This window comes from Vibrio sp. 10N.247.310.23 (assembly GCF_041467155.1).
In the GTDB taxonomy this organism is placed as follows: domain Bacteria; phylum Pseudomonadota; class Gammaproteobacteria; order Enterobacterales; family Vibrionaceae; genus Vibrio; species Vibrio crassostreae_C.
Window position 1 is genome coordinate 63,141 of sequence record NZ_JBFSTZ010000014.1, and the last position, 14,942, is coordinate 78,082.

The following is a 14,942-nucleotide window of genomic DNA, read 5'->3' on the forward strand; positions in this document are numbered from 1 at the left end:
TTGGTCAATCAAAATTGGTCAATCAAGCTGATTAGCCAAAGCAAAAGGCTATGCGTCTTTATTGTCTTTGGATTCTTCTTTTTCAGCTTTCTCTTGGTTAAGTTTATCCGAGCGATTGAGCTTATCTAAATCTCGCTCAGTTTTACCACGCCCCGTCAGATCCATATTGGCTGTCTGTTTGAGCGCTGCGATGTTACCCACAACAACGCTAACTACGATGATGATGATAACCCAAGGGTTTGTAAGCCACTCCAACATAAGCGCTCCTAATGACTGATATTCGCTACGAAGCGTGCATAGATCTCGTCTAGCTGCTCCATAATAATCTCATACCCTAATACTGGCTTAGATTGGAGTTGCTTGCCAAGTAAAGTCGGAGATAACTGTGATAAACACGACTCCGATACTTTGCGATGGCTGATATGCCATGGTTCGATCGCCACACCACCCAAATCTTGGCTGTAAGGAAAGAAGAAACCAAATTGTGCAGCATGAACTGATAGCCATTGGTAAAACGATTGCTGGTGGCCAGTAAGGTATTCCCATGGTTCTAATTGCAGCTGTGTACCTTCTGGTAAGTTGTTTCGAGCAAAGACATCAAAGTCACAACCCCAATGATGACGACTCGCGCCGGGAAGCGCAGACCATCTCAGGATAGCCGATAGCTTTTGTTGTTCGGTCAGTTTTGAAGCATCAAGAGGTTGGCTTTCTGAATCTAATATCGGAGCTTCGCCAGAAAACTTACGGTTCCAAATCAGAGATTGCCTTTCATAGTCGCGAAAGCCACTGGCAATCTCCATTTTAAAACCAGCGAGCTGAGCAGCTTCAATCAAATTATTCAGGTCATTCTTAACCTCACTGTGGACCAAGAAGGTCTTGGTGCCGATCAGGCTAGGCTCTAGATGAGAATCTGATTGTCCGGTAAGCTGCTCTGGTGTCATAACGAGTCTCTCAATAATTGGATGCTATGAATCGCTGATGAAAGACTATTTAGCGAATAGGTTCACTAATGTTCTTTCGTACATGTCAGTTAGCTTTTCTAAATCGGCTACCTTCACGCATTCGTTAACCTTGTGAATCGTTGCATTCACAGGGCCTAGTTCAACCACTTGTCCGCCCATACGTGCAATAAAGCGACCATCAGATGTACCGCCAGTCGTTAGCAGTGCTGGTTTCACATCATTGACGTGACCCACTGCATCAACAATAGCATCAAGCAGTGAACCTGCGTCTGTTAAGAACGGGTCGCCATTGAATGTCCATCTTAGGTCGTATTCGAAATCATACTTGTCGAGTGTCGTTGTGATGCGCTCAACGATGATGTCGTTGCTTAACTCTGTACTAAAGCGTAGGTTAAACTGAACATTAAACTCACCAGGGATCACGTTTGAAGCACCAGTACCCGCACTCACATTTGGAATTTGGAAACTGGTTGGCGGGAAGTAATCATTACCTTTATCCCACTCAGTTGTTGCTAGCTCATTAATAGCAAGCAGAGAGCTGTGTACTGGGTTGTTTGCTAGGTGAGGGTAGGCAACATGACCTTGTGTGCCTTTAATCGTTAGGTCGCCAGTGATAGAGCCACGACGGCCGTTCTTCACGACATCACCCACGAACTCAGTGCTCGATGGTTCACCAACGATACACATATCGATGTTTTCACCGCGCGCCATTAATGCTTCAACAACACGTACAGTACCGTTGATGAAAGGACCTTCCTCATCTGAAGTGATCAGGAAACCAATTGAGCCTGTGTGGTCTGGGTGTTTGGCAATGAACTGCTCGACGGCAACAATCATTGAAGCCAGAGAGCCTTTCATATCAGCAGCGCCACGGCCATGTAGGAAACCGTCTACGATAGTCGGTTCGAATGGCTTAGTGTTCCACTGTTCGATTGGGCCTGCAGGTACCACATCAGTGTGACCAGCAAAAGCAAACAGAGGCGCTTCAGTACCACGACGAGCCCAGAAGTTGGTCGTATCTTCAAATACCATCACTTCGATTTCAAAACCGAGTGCTTTTAAGCGTTCAATCATCAGGTCTTGGCAGCCTGCATCTTCTGGTGTTACCGATTGACGGCTGATTAGGTCTTTTGCCAGAGCCAAAGTTGGGCTATCTGTCATCCTTGAATTCCTTGTTTAAATAAAACGTCTAGTCATTAATTTTTAGGCGCTGATTCACTGATCAACGTCCTGTTGTCTGTCTATGTAAATACAACGATCTAAGCAAAAATAGCCGCGTATTGGTCGGCTTTAAATCCGATGTGAAGCTTACCCTCAACTTTTAAGATTGGGCGCTTGATCATTGCAGGTTGTTCAACAAGCAAAGTCACCGCTTTTTCTTCTGTTAGGGTGTCTTTCTGTTCTTGAGAAAGTTGGCGATAAGTCGTACCACGTTTGTTTAGCACAAGCTCCCAACCTAGCTCAGAGCAGAAGCTTGTTACTAGCTCTTCTGTGATGCCTTGTTTGCGATAATCGTGAAATTCGAACTCGATACCTTCAGCTTCGAGCCATTTCTTTGCTTTTTTAATGGTGTCGCAATTTGGGATACCAAACATGGTGATAGTCATTATTCTTCCTTTGAGTGATTTTATTTCATTGTTATGAGTTGAATCCTATCAGGAAGCAGCAACTCAGACAAAATAGAGTGATGAATATTTCATAGAGTGAAAAAAAAGCGTAAGAAAATGTCACTATTGGAGACTTATTGATCAGCCTCAACATGTTGTCAGCGAAAAAAGAAATAATTGAGCTGCACATATATAGGAGGTGTCAATGGAGTTGAGTCCTGTTTTTGCAAGGCGGCTATATTTAGCATTGTTAGTGGAAAGCCTTGATAGGCCAAATGTGCCTAAACTCATCGAAAAAACGGGGTGGCCTCGTCGTACTATTCAAGATGTACTCAAGGCGTTACCGGGGATCGGTATCGAACTTATGTTTGTTCAAGATGGGCGACGTCATAATGATGGCTATTACCAGTTATCCGACTGGGGGCCATTTGACAGTCAATGGGTTATCCAGCGTAAAGGCGATATAGCAACAAGCCTTGGATTTAGTGCATAAGCCAGCGAAAGCTGGCTTTCTTTTTTTAGAATAGAAATAGTAGGGAGCATCTCGCTAATATGAGTTGTGAGCTACCCCATTACGTTTCTATTTACTTACACAGATAGGCAGTTCCCAGCATAGTCACGGATGTGGAAAAATCTTGGGGAAGTGTGAATATCACGGTATCTGCGCCTAGCTCAATCGTATTCGACTTGAGTTGATTCATGGCGCCTTGAATCAATGTGTCATTTGGGTAAAACAGGTAGTTGTACCAATGGCCTTCGCTGCCTGTGACTTCCCCTTTATACTGACATTTATCGATATTAATCACGCCATGGTAATCCATTTGCACGTTGGCAGCTTCGCTATGAGGCGTTGATGTCGGTGTCGTGCAACCGAGTAACACGCTACTCATAGCCAAAGCGATTAATTCCTTTTTCATACGCTTATCCTGTTATTTCATCAAATAAATCGCGAAGCCTACCCAGCTTGCGAACAGTAGTAACCACGGCAGTTTAGTGGCGTGATTTGATGGTGTTTCAACACTTGTTTCGATCGTGTCTTCTTGGTGTTGATTAGCTTGTTGAGTCTGTTTTTCTTTCTGTACGCGCTTCTTCGCTTTATCGGCTTGGCGGCTGCGTTCTTTTTGCTGTTTCTTGTACAGTGCGATGCCTTTCTCGATACCCTGAGCAATCAGTTTAGTTTGTTCTTTGGTTTGAGCTGGCTTTTGAGTCGCTTTGGCTATCTTCAGTGCTTCCTGTTGAGATTCAACAGAGGGCGTATTAGTTTTGTTTTTCATACTGAGTTCGACAATTAAAACGGATTGGCTACTAAGATAACGCAAAGCTAGTTAAGTATGAATGATTTGCGTTAAAGTGTTGGTTTGAAAATAAGTGAAAGTGAGATTTGTGCGGTACTCCATAGAACAATACGACAAGCACGGCTTTTTGAAAGCTCCAATCTTGCTCTGGCTAGGTTGGTTGTTTCTTGCGAAAGCCTTGGTCGTTTTCATTGTTGCAGGCGCAAGCCGAGAATCGGGAACCGATATTCTTGAGATAATCTACCCAGACCATCAGATGTTTTATGTCGGGATCGCGTTGAGTGTGCCTAGTTTGCTGCTGATGTGGTTATTTGGGCTAAGATCGCCAGATAGAAAGCGCCTTAACAAAGTCGTGTCATGGGGACGTTGGGTTACCATGATGGCTATCTTGGCACAGGGCTCCCATACGATTTATTTAATCTATTTGGATAACGGATGGTTCCGTTGGTCAAATGGCATCACCCTATTGTTGCTGCTGTGGTTAGCGCTTTATCTAACCAATAGCCATGCTGCAAGGGATTGCTTTAAAGTGGTTGAGCTCGAAGACTGATTCTCATCAAAACATTTGTCCCATTCACAATTATACTTAGAATCTAAAACTGGAAGGAATAATCTATGCTTAATGTTTCAAATGAGCAGCCTAACGTTCAAAGTGCTATTTTGCCTGAAGCTGGGCCTTTCGCGCTTTACGTTCAACTTAAAGTGAACGCTAATACTGCTAATGTACTAGCAGAAATTCAAAAGCTTCCGACTCTAATCGACGAACTAAACCAAACTCAGCCTGATGCGAACTTAACGGCATCGGTTGCGTTCTCAAAAGCTTTTTGGGATAGGTTCGAGCAAGCAGCGCCCGCTGATTTGATCGACTTCCCTGTGCTGGGTGAAGGTGATATCACAGCACCGAGCACACTGTCTGACGTTCTGATTCACTGTCATTCAAACCGACATGATCTGCACTTCTTTATCTTGCGTAAATTGCTATCTGAAGTAGCAGCTGATGTTGAAGTGGTTGATGAAACTTATGGTTATCGCTTCCTAGACTCTCGTGACATGACAGACTTTGTTGATGGCACTGAAAACCCGAAAGACGCACAACGTGCTGAAGTCGCTATTGTGCCTGAGGGTGAATTCGCTGGTGGTAGTTATGTAATGGTGCAGCGTTTTGTGCATAACCTGCCAGCTTGGAATCGTTTGAATGTATCGGCACAAGAGAAAGTGATTGGCCGAACTAAACCTGATTCAATTGAGTTAGATGATGTTCCTGCGGCGTCTCACGTTGGCCGTGTGGATATCAAAGAAGAAGGCAAGGGGCTTAAGATTGTTCGCCACAGTCTACCTTACGGTACTGCTACGGGCGACCACGGCTTATTGTTCATTGCTTACTGTAACGTTCGTCATAACTTCGATGCGATGTTAGAGAGCATGTACGGCGTAACTGATGGCAAAACAGACCAACTGCTTCGCTTTACCAAAGCAGTGACTGGCGCTTACTACTTTGCACCTTCAACTGACATGTTGAGTGTATTAACGATTAAGTAAATCACCTCATCTGCAGCAAAGAAAGGGAGCCTCAGGGCTCCTTTTTTATTAAAGCTTTATATGAACTGGTCGATATAAGAGCAATCGTGAGTTTTATTCCTCTTTTTGTAAGCGAAGGTCTATGGCTATAACTGTCAATACGAATGTCTCGGCGTTAGTGGCTCAGAGAAACCTCTCTAACGCTAATAACATGCTGAACCAATCTTTGGAGCGCTTAGCTTCAGGGAGCCGTATTAATAGTGCAAAAGACGATGCGGCTGGCTTACAGATCTCAAATCGATTAGAAGCACAGATGAGTGGCATTGATGTTGCTGTTCGAAATGCTAACGACGGTATCTCCATTATGCAGACTGCAGAAGGGGCGATGAATGAAACCACTAATATCATGCAGCGCATGCGAGACTTATCCCTACAAGCGAGTAACGGCTCGAATAGTTCATCGGAACGAATCGCTATTCAAGAAGAAGTCACCGCGTTAAATGACGAGCTGAATCGAATTGCCGAAACCACTTCATTCGGTGGTAAAAAACTCCTTAACGGCAGTTTTGGGCACACCTCGTTTCAAATCGGCGGCAGTTCGGGCGAAGCTGTGCAGATTGGTTTGAAAAGCATGCGTACTGATGACATCAACATGGGCGGCTTTAGCTACGTTGCTAATGGCATGGCCAGTGATTCATGGGAAGTGAAATCAAACCAGAATGATATGACGATGTCGTTTACCGATCGTTTTGGTCAGCCACAAGAGATCACCATCAACGCGAAAGCGGGCGATGATATCGAAGAGTTGGCGACTTACATTAATGGTCAAACGGATCTCTTATCGGCTTCTGTTAATGATGACGGACAACTTCAGATTTATATGTCAGGTGAAGATACCGCGGGTACCATCTCTTTTTCAGGTTCATTAGCCAGTGAGCTTTCGATGTCAGCGGGCTATTACGAGTCAGTTAATGACATCAATGTAACGGATGTGGGTGGTGCTCAGCGCGCCGTCTCTATTTTGGATACGGCGATGAAGTATGTCGATAGCCATCGCTCTGAATTAGGGGCAATGCAAAACCGCTTTGATCATGCCATTAACAATCTTGAAAACGTTCATGAGAATTTGGCGACATCAAACAGTCGAATCAAAGATACCGACTACGCCAAAGAAACCACTCAAATGCTCAAGCAACAAATACTGCAGCAAGTGAGCACAACGATACTCGCTCAAGCCAAGCAAGCGCCGAATCTAGCTTTAACGTTATTAGGTTAATGAATTACCTACAATCTTATAAAAGCATTTCAGCTTGGCCGGTGCTTTTTGGCGAATAAAAATACAATTTCTCACTCGACTGACTTCCCGGCAACTTTAGCGATTTTCTCATCTTTTTTCGATAATTTTACGACCAGTCACGCTTTCTTCTGTTTTACCGCTATTTCTTTAAATTTGTTGTTTTTTTCCTAAAGGTTTCGCCAATCACGCCGTTATTAAAAGTAACTTAGAGATAACTACTTGGTTTTCCGAGACGTCGGAAACCGCTATACCGGAAAATCAATTGGAGAAGTCACCATGGCAGTGAATGTAAATACAAACGTTTCAGCGATGACAGCGCAACGTTACCTAAACAACGCAAACAGCGCACAACAAACATCAATGGAGCGTCTAGCTTCAGGCTCAAAAATCAACAGCGCAAAAGATGACGCTGCTGGCCTACAAATCTCGAACCGTTTGAACGTTCAAAGTCGTGGTCTTGATGTTGCTGTACGTAACGCGAACGACGGTATCTCAATTGCACAAACAGCTGAAGGTGCAATGAACGAGACGACTAACATCCTGCAACGTATGCGTGATTTGTCTCTACAATCTTCAAACGGCTCAAACTCAAAATCTGAGCGTGTAGCGATTCAAGAAGAAGTAACAGCACTGAACGACGAACTAAACCGTATCGCGGAAACGACGTCTTTTGGTGGTAATAAACTGCTTAACGGTACTCATGGTACTAAATCATTCCAAATCGGTGCGGATAACGGTGAAGCGGTAATGCTTCAACTGAAAGACATGCGCTCTGATAACGCTCAGATGGGTGGTAAGAGCTACCAAACTGAGAACGCGAAAGATAAAGATTGGAACGTTCAATCAGGCTCTAACGACCTGAAAATGTCGTTCACTGATAACTTCGGTCAAGCACAAGAAATCGACATCAGCGCAAAAGCGGGTGACGACATTGAAGAGCTAGCAACGTACATCAACGGTCAACAAGATTCTGTTAAAGCATCTGTAACTGAAGACGGCAAGCTACAAATGTTCACTGGCAACAACAAAGTGAGCGGCGATGTGTCTTTCTCTGGTGGTCTTGCTGGTGAGTTAGGTATTCAAGCAGGTAAAGACGTAACGGTTGACACTATCGATGTAACATCAGTTGGCGGCGCACAAGAGTCTGTAGCTGTTATCGATGCGGCACTTAAGTATGTAGATAGCCACCGTGCTGAATTGGGTGCTTTCCAAAACCGTTTCGACCACGCTATCAGCAACTTAGACAACATTAACGAGAACGTTAACGCATCTAAGAGCCGTATTAAAGATACCGATTTCGCGAAAGAAACGACTCAGATGACTAAGTCTCAGATCCTTTCTCAAGCTTCAAGCTCGATTCTTGCTCAAGCGAAGCAAGCTCCGAACTCGGCACTTAGCCTACTAGGTTAATCGATTGAAAGGCCACGTTGACTATATGTTGTTCATAGGCGTTAACGTTAGGCTTCCACAAATTAGCTCGTGGTGAGAGATGAGCGCTAAACAGGACCCAGCTTCGGCTGGGTTTTTTATTGCCTGTTATTTGGTGAGCGAAGGACGACGATTGGGTGGTATTGATCCATTGTTTACCTGAATCGAAGTCTTTAGTCGTCATCTCAGAATCGAGTCGAGCGAGATATCAGAGAACTGTTGTCTGCCTGAAGTCATCCCCCGTGATTTAACGTGCGGTAGCAGCGCCTAGAATGGCGTTTAACTTGGTTTAATACAAAGTAGGTGTTAGTCGGTAATTAAGGATTGGGATTACTGTGGCTTATTGAGGGATTGTTTACAGCAAGGTGGGAGTAGTAATCAGAACTGTTGTTTAAGGAACTCGAGCAATATAACAGGCACAAAAAACGCCACCCTTAGGTAGCGTTTTAATTAAAGCAGATAAGTAATCGAAATTACTTAGTTACTTTAAGAACTGGAGTTTCGCCAACAGTTACAGAACCAGAAAGCTTGTTCAGCTCCTTGATTTCGTCCATGTTAGAGATAACAACTGGAGTAAGCGTAGATTTTGCTTTCTCTTCTAGAAGCGCTAGGTCGAAAGTGATGATAGTGTCACCAGCTTTAACAGATTGACCTTCTTCAGCTACACGAGTGAAGCCTTCGCCTTTAAGTTCAACAGTATCGATACCGAAGTGAACGAAAAGCTCAACACCGTCGTCAGACTCGATAGAGAATGCGTGGTTAGTTTCGAAGATCTTACCGATAGTACCGTTAACTGGAGCTACCATTTTGTCGCCAGCTGGTTTGATCGCGATGCCGTCACCAACGATTTTTTCAGCGAAAACTACATCTGGCACATCTTCGATGTTTACGATTTCACCAGAAAGAGGTGCGATGATTTCGATTGCACCAGCATCAGCGCTGTCATCAGATACAAGCTTTTTCAGTTTGTCAAACAGACCCATTGTGTCATGCTCCTAACGTTTAGTTTTATTCTGTAGAATATACTATACCAATCTAACAAATTAGACGACTATTTTTAGCCGTCTAACGTTATTAAGCGATTGGCGATTACTGAGTTTTCTCAGCGATGAACTTTTCTACGCAAGCTTCAATTTCAGCAGCTGTTGGTAGAGATAGTGCTTCGTCAGCCATAGCTTTAACTTCAGCGAAGTTAGAGTTACGGATTACTTTCTTAACTTTAGGGATAGAGATACCGCTCATAGAGAACTCATCTAGACCCATACCAAGAAGAAGTAGCGTTGCACGCTCATCACCAGCAAGCTCACCACACATACCAGTCCACTTACCTTCAGCGTGTGATGCGTCGATCACTTGCTTGATTACTGTAAGAACAGCAGGAGATAGTGGGTTGTATAGGTGAGAAATCATTTCGTTACCACGGTCTACCGCAAGAGTGTATTGCGTTAGGTCGTTAGTACCGATAGAGAAGAAAGATACTTCTTTCGCTAGGTGGTGTGCGATTGCAGCAGCTGCTGGAGTCTCAACCATTACGCCGATTTCGATTTCTTCATCGAAAGCTAGGCCTTCAGCGCGAAGTTCAACTTTGTACTCTTCGATTGCTTTTTTCAGTTCACGGATCTCTTCAACAGAAATGATCATTGGGAACATGATACGTAGTTTACCGTGTGCAGATGCACGTAGGATGCCACGTAGTTGGTCACGTAGGATTTCACGACGATCCAAGCTGATACGTACTGCACGCCAGCCTAGGAACGGGTTCATCTCTTGTGGAAGGTCCATGTATGGTAGGTCTTTGTCGCCACCGATATCCATAGTACGGATAATCACTGACTCGCCTTCCATTGCTTCTGCTACTTCTTTGTAAGCAACGTATTGCTCTTCTTCAGTAGGAAGCGCGTCACGGTCCATAAATAGGAATTCAGTACGGTACAGACCAACGCCTTCACCGCCGTTACGCAGGATACCGTCACAGTCTTTTACTGTACCGATGTTGCCACAAACTTCTACACGGTGACCGTCTAGAGTTTCAGCATGTAAATCTTTTAGTTTTGCTAGTTCAACTGCTTCTGCTTCGAAATCTTCTTTGATTTTCTTAGCTTCTGCTAATTCAGCATCTGAAGGGTTGATGATGATCTTGTTGTTCATCGCGTCTAGCACAAGCATGTCGCCGTTCTTAACTTGCTTAGTGATATCGTTAGTACCAACGATAGCTGGAAGTTCAAGAGAACGTGCCATGATTGAAGTATGAGATGTACGACCGCCGATGTCACAAGCGAAACCAAGAACGTAGTCTAGGTTGATTTGTGCAGTTTCAGATGGCGTTAGGTCGTAAGCTACTAGGATAACTTCTTCATTGATATCTGCTAGAGATACAATGTTAATGCCTAGAGCATTTTTAACGAAACGAGTACCGATATCACGGATATCAGTTGCACGTTCTTTTAGGTACTCATCATCAAGAGACTCTAGTGCAACAGCTTGCTCTTCGATCACAGTGTGGATCGCGTTGTCTGCGTGCATCTTGTCTTTCTTGATGAGTGCTAAAATCTCTTCTTCTAGCTCTTCATCTTCAAGCAGCATGATGTGGCCTTCAAAGATTGCTTCTTTTTCTTCGCCAAAAGTTTCAAGTGCTTTTTGCTTAACAACTTCAAGTTGTTGAGAAGATTTGTTACGAGCGTCAAAGAAACGCTGTACTTCTGCTTCAACTTGGTCGTCAGAGATAGATTGAGTGTTTAGGACAATTTCATCTTCTTGAAGTAGTAGTGCTTTACCGAAAGCAATACCAGGAGATGCTAGGATGCCTGAAATCATAGCCTTACCTTAGTTGTTCAACTGTAAACGGGAGAGTGTGTGACTTTAAGTCGTCGACTAATGTCGCGCTTATTCCTATCTATTTCGAACAAAGCCACTTTGCTATGCAAAATGGCTTTGAAAGAAGGAGACCGTATTAGTGTAGTTGATCCATAAGAGCAACTAGGTGGTCTACTGCTTGCTGAGCTTGAGGACCTTCAGCTGAAATAGTAACGTTAGTACCTTTTACTAGGCCTAAAGTTTGTAGTTTGAACAGGCTTTTCGCGCTAGCGCTTTTGCCGTTAGAAGTCACTGTGATGTCAGCGTCGAAAGATTTTGCTTCTTTAACGAACTGTGCAGCTGGACGAGTGTGAAGACCGTTTTCTGCTGTGATTTCTACTTGCTTCTCGTACATTTTATATACCCCAATTAATTTATTTTTTGTAAGTTTGTAACCAGATTAGCTTAACTGCTTTAGCCCAAATGCGCTAGAGGCTAGTACGCCATGTTCGTGTTAGAACTTAGACTGGTTATAAATTTTTATCCAGCCATGGTCGTCTTTTGCTGAGTACTCATGACTTTCAGAATTTGTTTATTGCTTCTTTTATTTTGAAGCGAAAAATAAAACAGACCCGATATTACCAAAGGTGGGGCAGGGATCAACAAAAAAGCCCCTAAACGGGGCTTTTTTGGACGAAAAATTGATTTGACCACATATTATTGTTGGTTCTCTTTTTCCGTAAAGATGCCAGCAAATAGGGCTGTGCTTAGGTAACGCTCACCAGAGCTTGGTAGTACAGTAACGATAGTTTTTCCTGCAAATTCAGGTAGTTCGGCGATTCTGTTTGCTGCTACAACTGCCGCGCCAGATGAGATGCCTGCAAGAATACCTTCTTCTTTCATTAGGCGTTGAGCCATCTCAATCGCTTCTTCAGAAGTTACCGATTCAACACGGTCAATAATCTCTAAATCTAGGTTTCCAGGGATGAAACCTGCACCGATACCTTGAATTTTGTGTGGAGCTGGTTTGATTTCTTCACCTGCAAGTGCCTGTGCAATCACTGGAGACTCTGCTGGTTCAACCGCTACTGAAGTGATCGCTTTGCCTTTTTCACCTTTAATGTAACGACTTGTACCTGTGATAGTACCGCCCGTACCAACACCCGCTACAAACACGTCGATTTCGCCGTCTGTTGCTTCCCAAATTTCAGGACCAGTCGTTTGCTCGTGAATTTGTGGGTTGGCTGGGTTGTTGAACTGTTGAAGTAGTAGGTACTTGTCTGGGTCTGAAGCAACAATCTCTTCTGCTTTAGCAATCGCACCGTTCATACCTTTTGGTGCTTCAGTCAGCACTAGGTTTGCGCCAAGCGCTTTAAGCAGCTTACGACGTTCTAGGCTCATTGATTCAGGCATAGTTAGCGTTAGTTTGTAACCGCGTGCTGCTGCTACGAATGCAAGTGCAACACCTGTGTTACCACTGGTAGGTTCAACAAGCTCGATACCTGGCTTAAGCGTACCCGCTTTTTCTGCTTCCCAGATCATGTTTGAACCGATACGACATTTAACACTGAAGCTTGGGTTACGAGCTTCGATCTTAGCTAGGACGTTACCTTTGCTTACTTTGTTAAGGCGGACTAGAGGTGTGTTACCAATCGTTAGGGTGTTGTCTTCGTAGATCTTGCTCATGCGATATTCCTTCATTTAATGACAGAACTAAACGTAGTATATCAATCACTTTACCGTCTAGTGTCTTTCGATGTTTGTTCAGCTTGAATTTAGATTAAACAAGTTGAAAAAAAGGTAAAAGGATTAAAAAGTTATATCATATAGATATGTAGCAGAATTGACGCCTATCTTTATTGAAATCAGAACTTCAAAAAGATAGGCGAAACTAGGAAGTGTAGAAAGGGTTAGAGACGAGAACTATAGACGAGAACGCAGAGCTTGGTCTTTAAACTCAGCAACCCACATTGCCGTCGCGCCGCAAACGGCAACGGGCATTACGATCAGGTTTAGAATTGGAATTGTGGTGAACACAGAAACAAGCGCGCCAAAGCTGTAGCTCTTGCCTTGTTTTTGTTTCAAATTGTTTCTCATGTCATCAAATTTGATTTTATGGTTATCGAACGGGTAGTCGGCGTATTGAATCGCTAACATCCATGCTGTGAAAATGAACCATAAAAACGGAGCAACGGTTTGCCCTAGTGCTGGAATTAACAAAAGTAGGAATAAACCGATCGCTTTTGGCAGAATGTAGACAAGCTTGCGCCATTCTCTCGCTAATATACGTGGGGTATCTTTGAGGACATCAAGTAAACCATCGTCATTAACTTTTTTACCGCTCAACAACTCTTCAACTTTTTCCGCGAGTAAACCGTTGAACGGTGCGGCAATGAAGTTAGCGAGCGTGCTAAAGAAATACGAGAATGTGGCCAAGACGGTTAACACAAGTAATGGCCATAAAATGTATGACAACCACGACAAGAAACTTGGCAATGCACCAATCCAACCTTCAATCCAAGTGTTTAGGTTGGAGAAGATATAAAACAAGGCACCACCAACGAGTAACACGTTCGCGATAAGTGGCATTAGTACAAACTTACGAATGCTCGGTGATAAAGCGATTTTTATTCCGAAAATAAAATAGCCAAAGCCGGAGCGGGGAACAGATTCAATAGTCATATTTAAATTAGGTCACATGTGAATTTGGTTAAATAGCAAACATGTCTAGTGTACTCGACCGAAATTAAGAAAAAAAGCGTGGTGAAAATCACACCATGTAAGGAACTAATTGTATTAAGTTGTTCTAAAACAGTGGCTACTTTTGATAGAGTAGTGAGATTAGCCAAATTAACCCAACTTAGTGACAGCGTGTTTATAGCTAGTTGACTAAGAAAGCTGAGAGCGAAAAATGCAGGAATTGCGATTTGTACTCATTATTGTTGGCGCATTAGCTATCGCCGCATTATTGTTCCATGGTCTATGGACGAGTAAAAAAGAAGGGAAAGCAAAGTTTGGAGATAAGCCGCTCGGTAAGCTTGATAACGACAGCTTAGATGAAGCAGAAACTATTCCAAACCGTTCATTCGCCCCAGAAGATGATTTTGAGATAATCCGAAAAGAACGTAAAGAGCCGGATTTTGCTGTTTCACCCTCTGATACTGATCCGCTGATCGACTCAGATCCGCTAACAGCGCCACAAGCGAAAGAAGCTTACGAAGATGATATCGAATTAAATGATCTTCCTTCTTTCAGCGTAGAAGACCCAATTAAGGTTGAAAGTGAACCTGAAGTGATTGAGGAAGAGAAGGACGTTGAGCCTGAAGTTCCAAGCTTTGAGTTGACTGACGAGCAAAAAGAAAACCATGCCGGCTTTAAAGTGCAGTACGGTTCGTTTGAAGAGCCTTCTGAAACAGTTGATGAGCCAGTCGTTCCAAACGAAACGCTTACTCAAAGAGAGCCAGTTGTAGCGAAAGAAGTCGTGACTCCGCAAAGTGCGACTGTTGAAGAAGCAAAACCAGATGAAGAACTTGGTTTAGAAGTGATCGTTCTTAATGTTCACTGTGCTGGAGAGATCCCATTCGTTGGGACTGAACTTTTCCGCAGCATGGAGAACAACGGTTTAACTTATGGTGAGATGTCTATTTACCACTGCTTTGCACAATCTACAGATGCACCAAAGGTTATTTTCAGCGTTGCAAACATGATGCAGCCAGGAACGCTAGAACATGATGATCCTGCTGACTTCACGACTAAAGGTATTTCGTTCTTTATGACGTTGCCTTGTTATGGTCAAGCTGATCAAAACTTCAATGTGATGCTGAGTGCGGCGCAGAAAATTGCTGACGATATGGGCGGAAACGTGTTGGATGAGTCACGCAACTTAATGACACCAAACCGTTTATCTGACTACCGCAAGCAAATCAGAGACTTTATGACGGCATCGAATGCCTAGCCGTATTGTTTAGCCTTGTAAATAATCTATATTTATAGAAAAGGGCTCCTAAGGGAGCCCTTTTTGATATTTCAATCACGATAGAGA

Annotated in this window: 17 protein-coding genes; 6 read left to right on the forward strand and 11 right to left on the reverse strand. The window is 43.5% G+C overall.

Features of this window, described 5'->3' with window-relative positions:
- Positions 1-48 precede the first annotated feature (48 nt).
- The 4 genes from AB6D93_RS12580 to AB6D93_RS12595 all read right to left on the reverse strand — a co-directional run bounded on the left by AB6D93_RS12580 (position 49) and on the right by AB6D93_RS12595 (position 2,569).
- Positions 49-258, reverse strand: a complete 210-nt coding sequence (locus AB6D93_RS12580; RefSeq protein WP_017060702.1) for a DUF2897 family protein — start codon at positions 256-258, stop codon at positions 49-51.
- Positions 259-266: 8 nt separating this feature from the next.
- Positions 267-941, reverse strand: a complete 675-nt coding sequence (locus AB6D93_RS12585; RefSeq protein WP_102333437.1) for a M15 family metallopeptidase — start codon at positions 939-941, stop codon at positions 267-269.
- A 45-nt stretch (positions 942-986) separates the two neighbouring features.
- Entirely contained in the window at positions 987-2,123 is a 1,137-nt protein-coding gene (dapE, locus tag AB6D93_RS12590) for a succinyl-diaminopimelate desuccinylase (RefSeq protein WP_017060700.1), read from the reverse strand.
- A 98-nt stretch (positions 2,124-2,221) separates the two neighbouring features.
- Entirely contained in the window at positions 2,222-2,569 is a 348-nt protein-coding gene (locus tag AB6D93_RS12595) for an ArsC family reductase (RefSeq protein ID WP_017060699.1), read from the reverse strand.
- Between the two features lie 205 nt (positions 2,570-2,774).
- Here AB6D93_RS12595 and AB6D93_RS12600 point away from each other — a divergent pair, with 205 nt between their 5' ends.
- Positions 2,775-3,062, forward strand: a complete 288-nt coding sequence (locus AB6D93_RS12600) for a helix-turn-helix domain-containing protein (protein WP_004734273.1) — start codon at positions 2,775-2,777, stop codon at positions 3,060-3,062.
- Between the two features lie 91 nt (positions 3,063-3,153).
- Here AB6D93_RS12600 and AB6D93_RS12605 read toward each other — a convergent pair whose 3' ends face one another.
- The gene (locus AB6D93_RS12605; protein ID WP_065585044.1) at positions 3,154-3,486 is read right to left on the reverse strand and encodes a DUF4156 domain-containing protein; all 333 of its coding nucleotides are present in this window, start codon (positions 3,484-3,486) and stop codon (positions 3,154-3,156) included.
- A gap of 12 nt (positions 3,487-3,498) precedes the next feature.
- Positions 3,499-3,843 (reverse strand): DUF2956 domain-containing protein, encoded by a 345-nt coding sequence (locus AB6D93_RS12610; RefSeq protein WP_065585043.1) that lies wholly within the window; start codon positions 3,841-3,843, stop codon positions 3,499-3,501.
- Positions 3,844-3,952: 109 nt separating this feature from the next.
- Between AB6D93_RS12610 and AB6D93_RS12615 the strand changes: the two genes are divergently transcribed.
- The 4 genes from AB6D93_RS12615 (at position 3,953) to AB6D93_RS12630 (ending at position 8,089) form a co-directional block, all read left to right on the forward strand.
- Positions 3,953-4,414: a DUF2919 domain-containing protein gene (locus AB6D93_RS12615; protein ID WP_017060696.1), complete on the forward strand. Its 462-nt coding sequence runs from the start codon at positions 3,953-3,955 to the stop codon at positions 4,412-4,414.
- 65 nt (positions 4,415-4,479) lie between these two features.
- Positions 4,480-5,403 carry a Dyp-type peroxidase gene (locus AB6D93_RS12620; RefSeq protein WP_102333438.1) on the forward strand — a complete coding sequence of 308 codons (924 nt, stop codon included), beginning with the start codon at positions 4,480-4,482 and terminating at the stop codon, positions 5,401-5,403.
- A 121-nt stretch (positions 5,404-5,524) separates the two neighbouring features.
- Positions 5,525-6,658, forward strand: a complete 1,134-nt coding sequence (locus tag AB6D93_RS12625; RefSeq protein ID WP_017063389.1) for a flagellin — start codon at positions 5,525-5,527, stop codon at positions 6,656-6,658.
- A gap of 297 nt (positions 6,659-6,955) precedes the next feature.
- Positions 6,956-8,089 carry a flagellin gene (locus AB6D93_RS12630; protein WP_102333439.1) on the forward strand — a complete coding sequence of 378 codons (1,134 nt, stop codon included), beginning with the start codon at positions 6,956-6,958 and terminating at the stop codon, positions 8,087-8,089.
- A 491-nt stretch (positions 8,090-8,580) separates the two neighbouring features.
- On the opposite strand, the gene crr is transcribed toward AB6D93_RS12630, so the two are convergent.
- The 5 genes from crr to cysZ form a co-directional block, all read right to left on the reverse strand.
- Positions 8,581-9,090, reverse strand: coding sequence for a PTS glucose transporter subunit IIA (crr, locus tag AB6D93_RS12635; protein ID WP_004737851.1), 510 nt, complete (start codon positions 9,088-9,090; stop codon positions 8,581-8,583).
- A gap of 106 nt (positions 9,091-9,196) precedes the next feature.
- Positions 9,197-10,921 carry a phosphoenolpyruvate-protein phosphotransferase PtsI gene (ptsI, locus tag AB6D93_RS12640; protein WP_017061935.1) on the reverse strand — a complete coding sequence of 575 codons (1,725 nt, stop codon included), beginning with the start codon at positions 10,919-10,921 and terminating at the stop codon, positions 9,197-9,199.
- A gap of 136 nt (positions 10,922-11,057) precedes the next feature.
- On the reverse strand, positions 11,058-11,315 hold the full coding sequence (locus AB6D93_RS12645; RefSeq protein WP_004734263.1) for an HPr family phosphocarrier protein: 258 nt from the start codon (positions 11,313-11,315) through the stop codon (positions 11,058-11,060).
- Between the two features lie 302 nt (positions 11,316-11,617).
- A complete protein-coding gene (gene cysK / locus AB6D93_RS12650) occupies positions 11,618-12,586 on the reverse strand; it encodes a cysteine synthase A (RefSeq protein ID WP_017061934.1) in 969 nt (322 codons plus the stop codon).
- 237 nt (positions 12,587-12,823) lie between these two features.
- On the reverse strand, positions 12,824-13,582 hold the full coding sequence (gene cysZ, locus AB6D93_RS12655; protein WP_029235129.1) for a sulfate transporter CysZ: 759 nt from the start codon (positions 13,580-13,582) through the stop codon (positions 12,824-12,826).
- A 229-nt stretch (positions 13,583-13,811) separates the two neighbouring features.
- Between cysZ and zipA the strand changes: the two genes are divergently transcribed.
- Positions 13,812-14,855 carry a cell division protein ZipA gene (gene zipA, locus AB6D93_RS12660; RefSeq protein ID WP_017061932.1) on the forward strand — a complete coding sequence of 348 codons (1,044 nt, stop codon included), beginning with the start codon at positions 13,812-13,814 and terminating at the stop codon, positions 14,853-14,855.
- Positions 14,856-14,942: the final 87 nt, after the last annotated feature.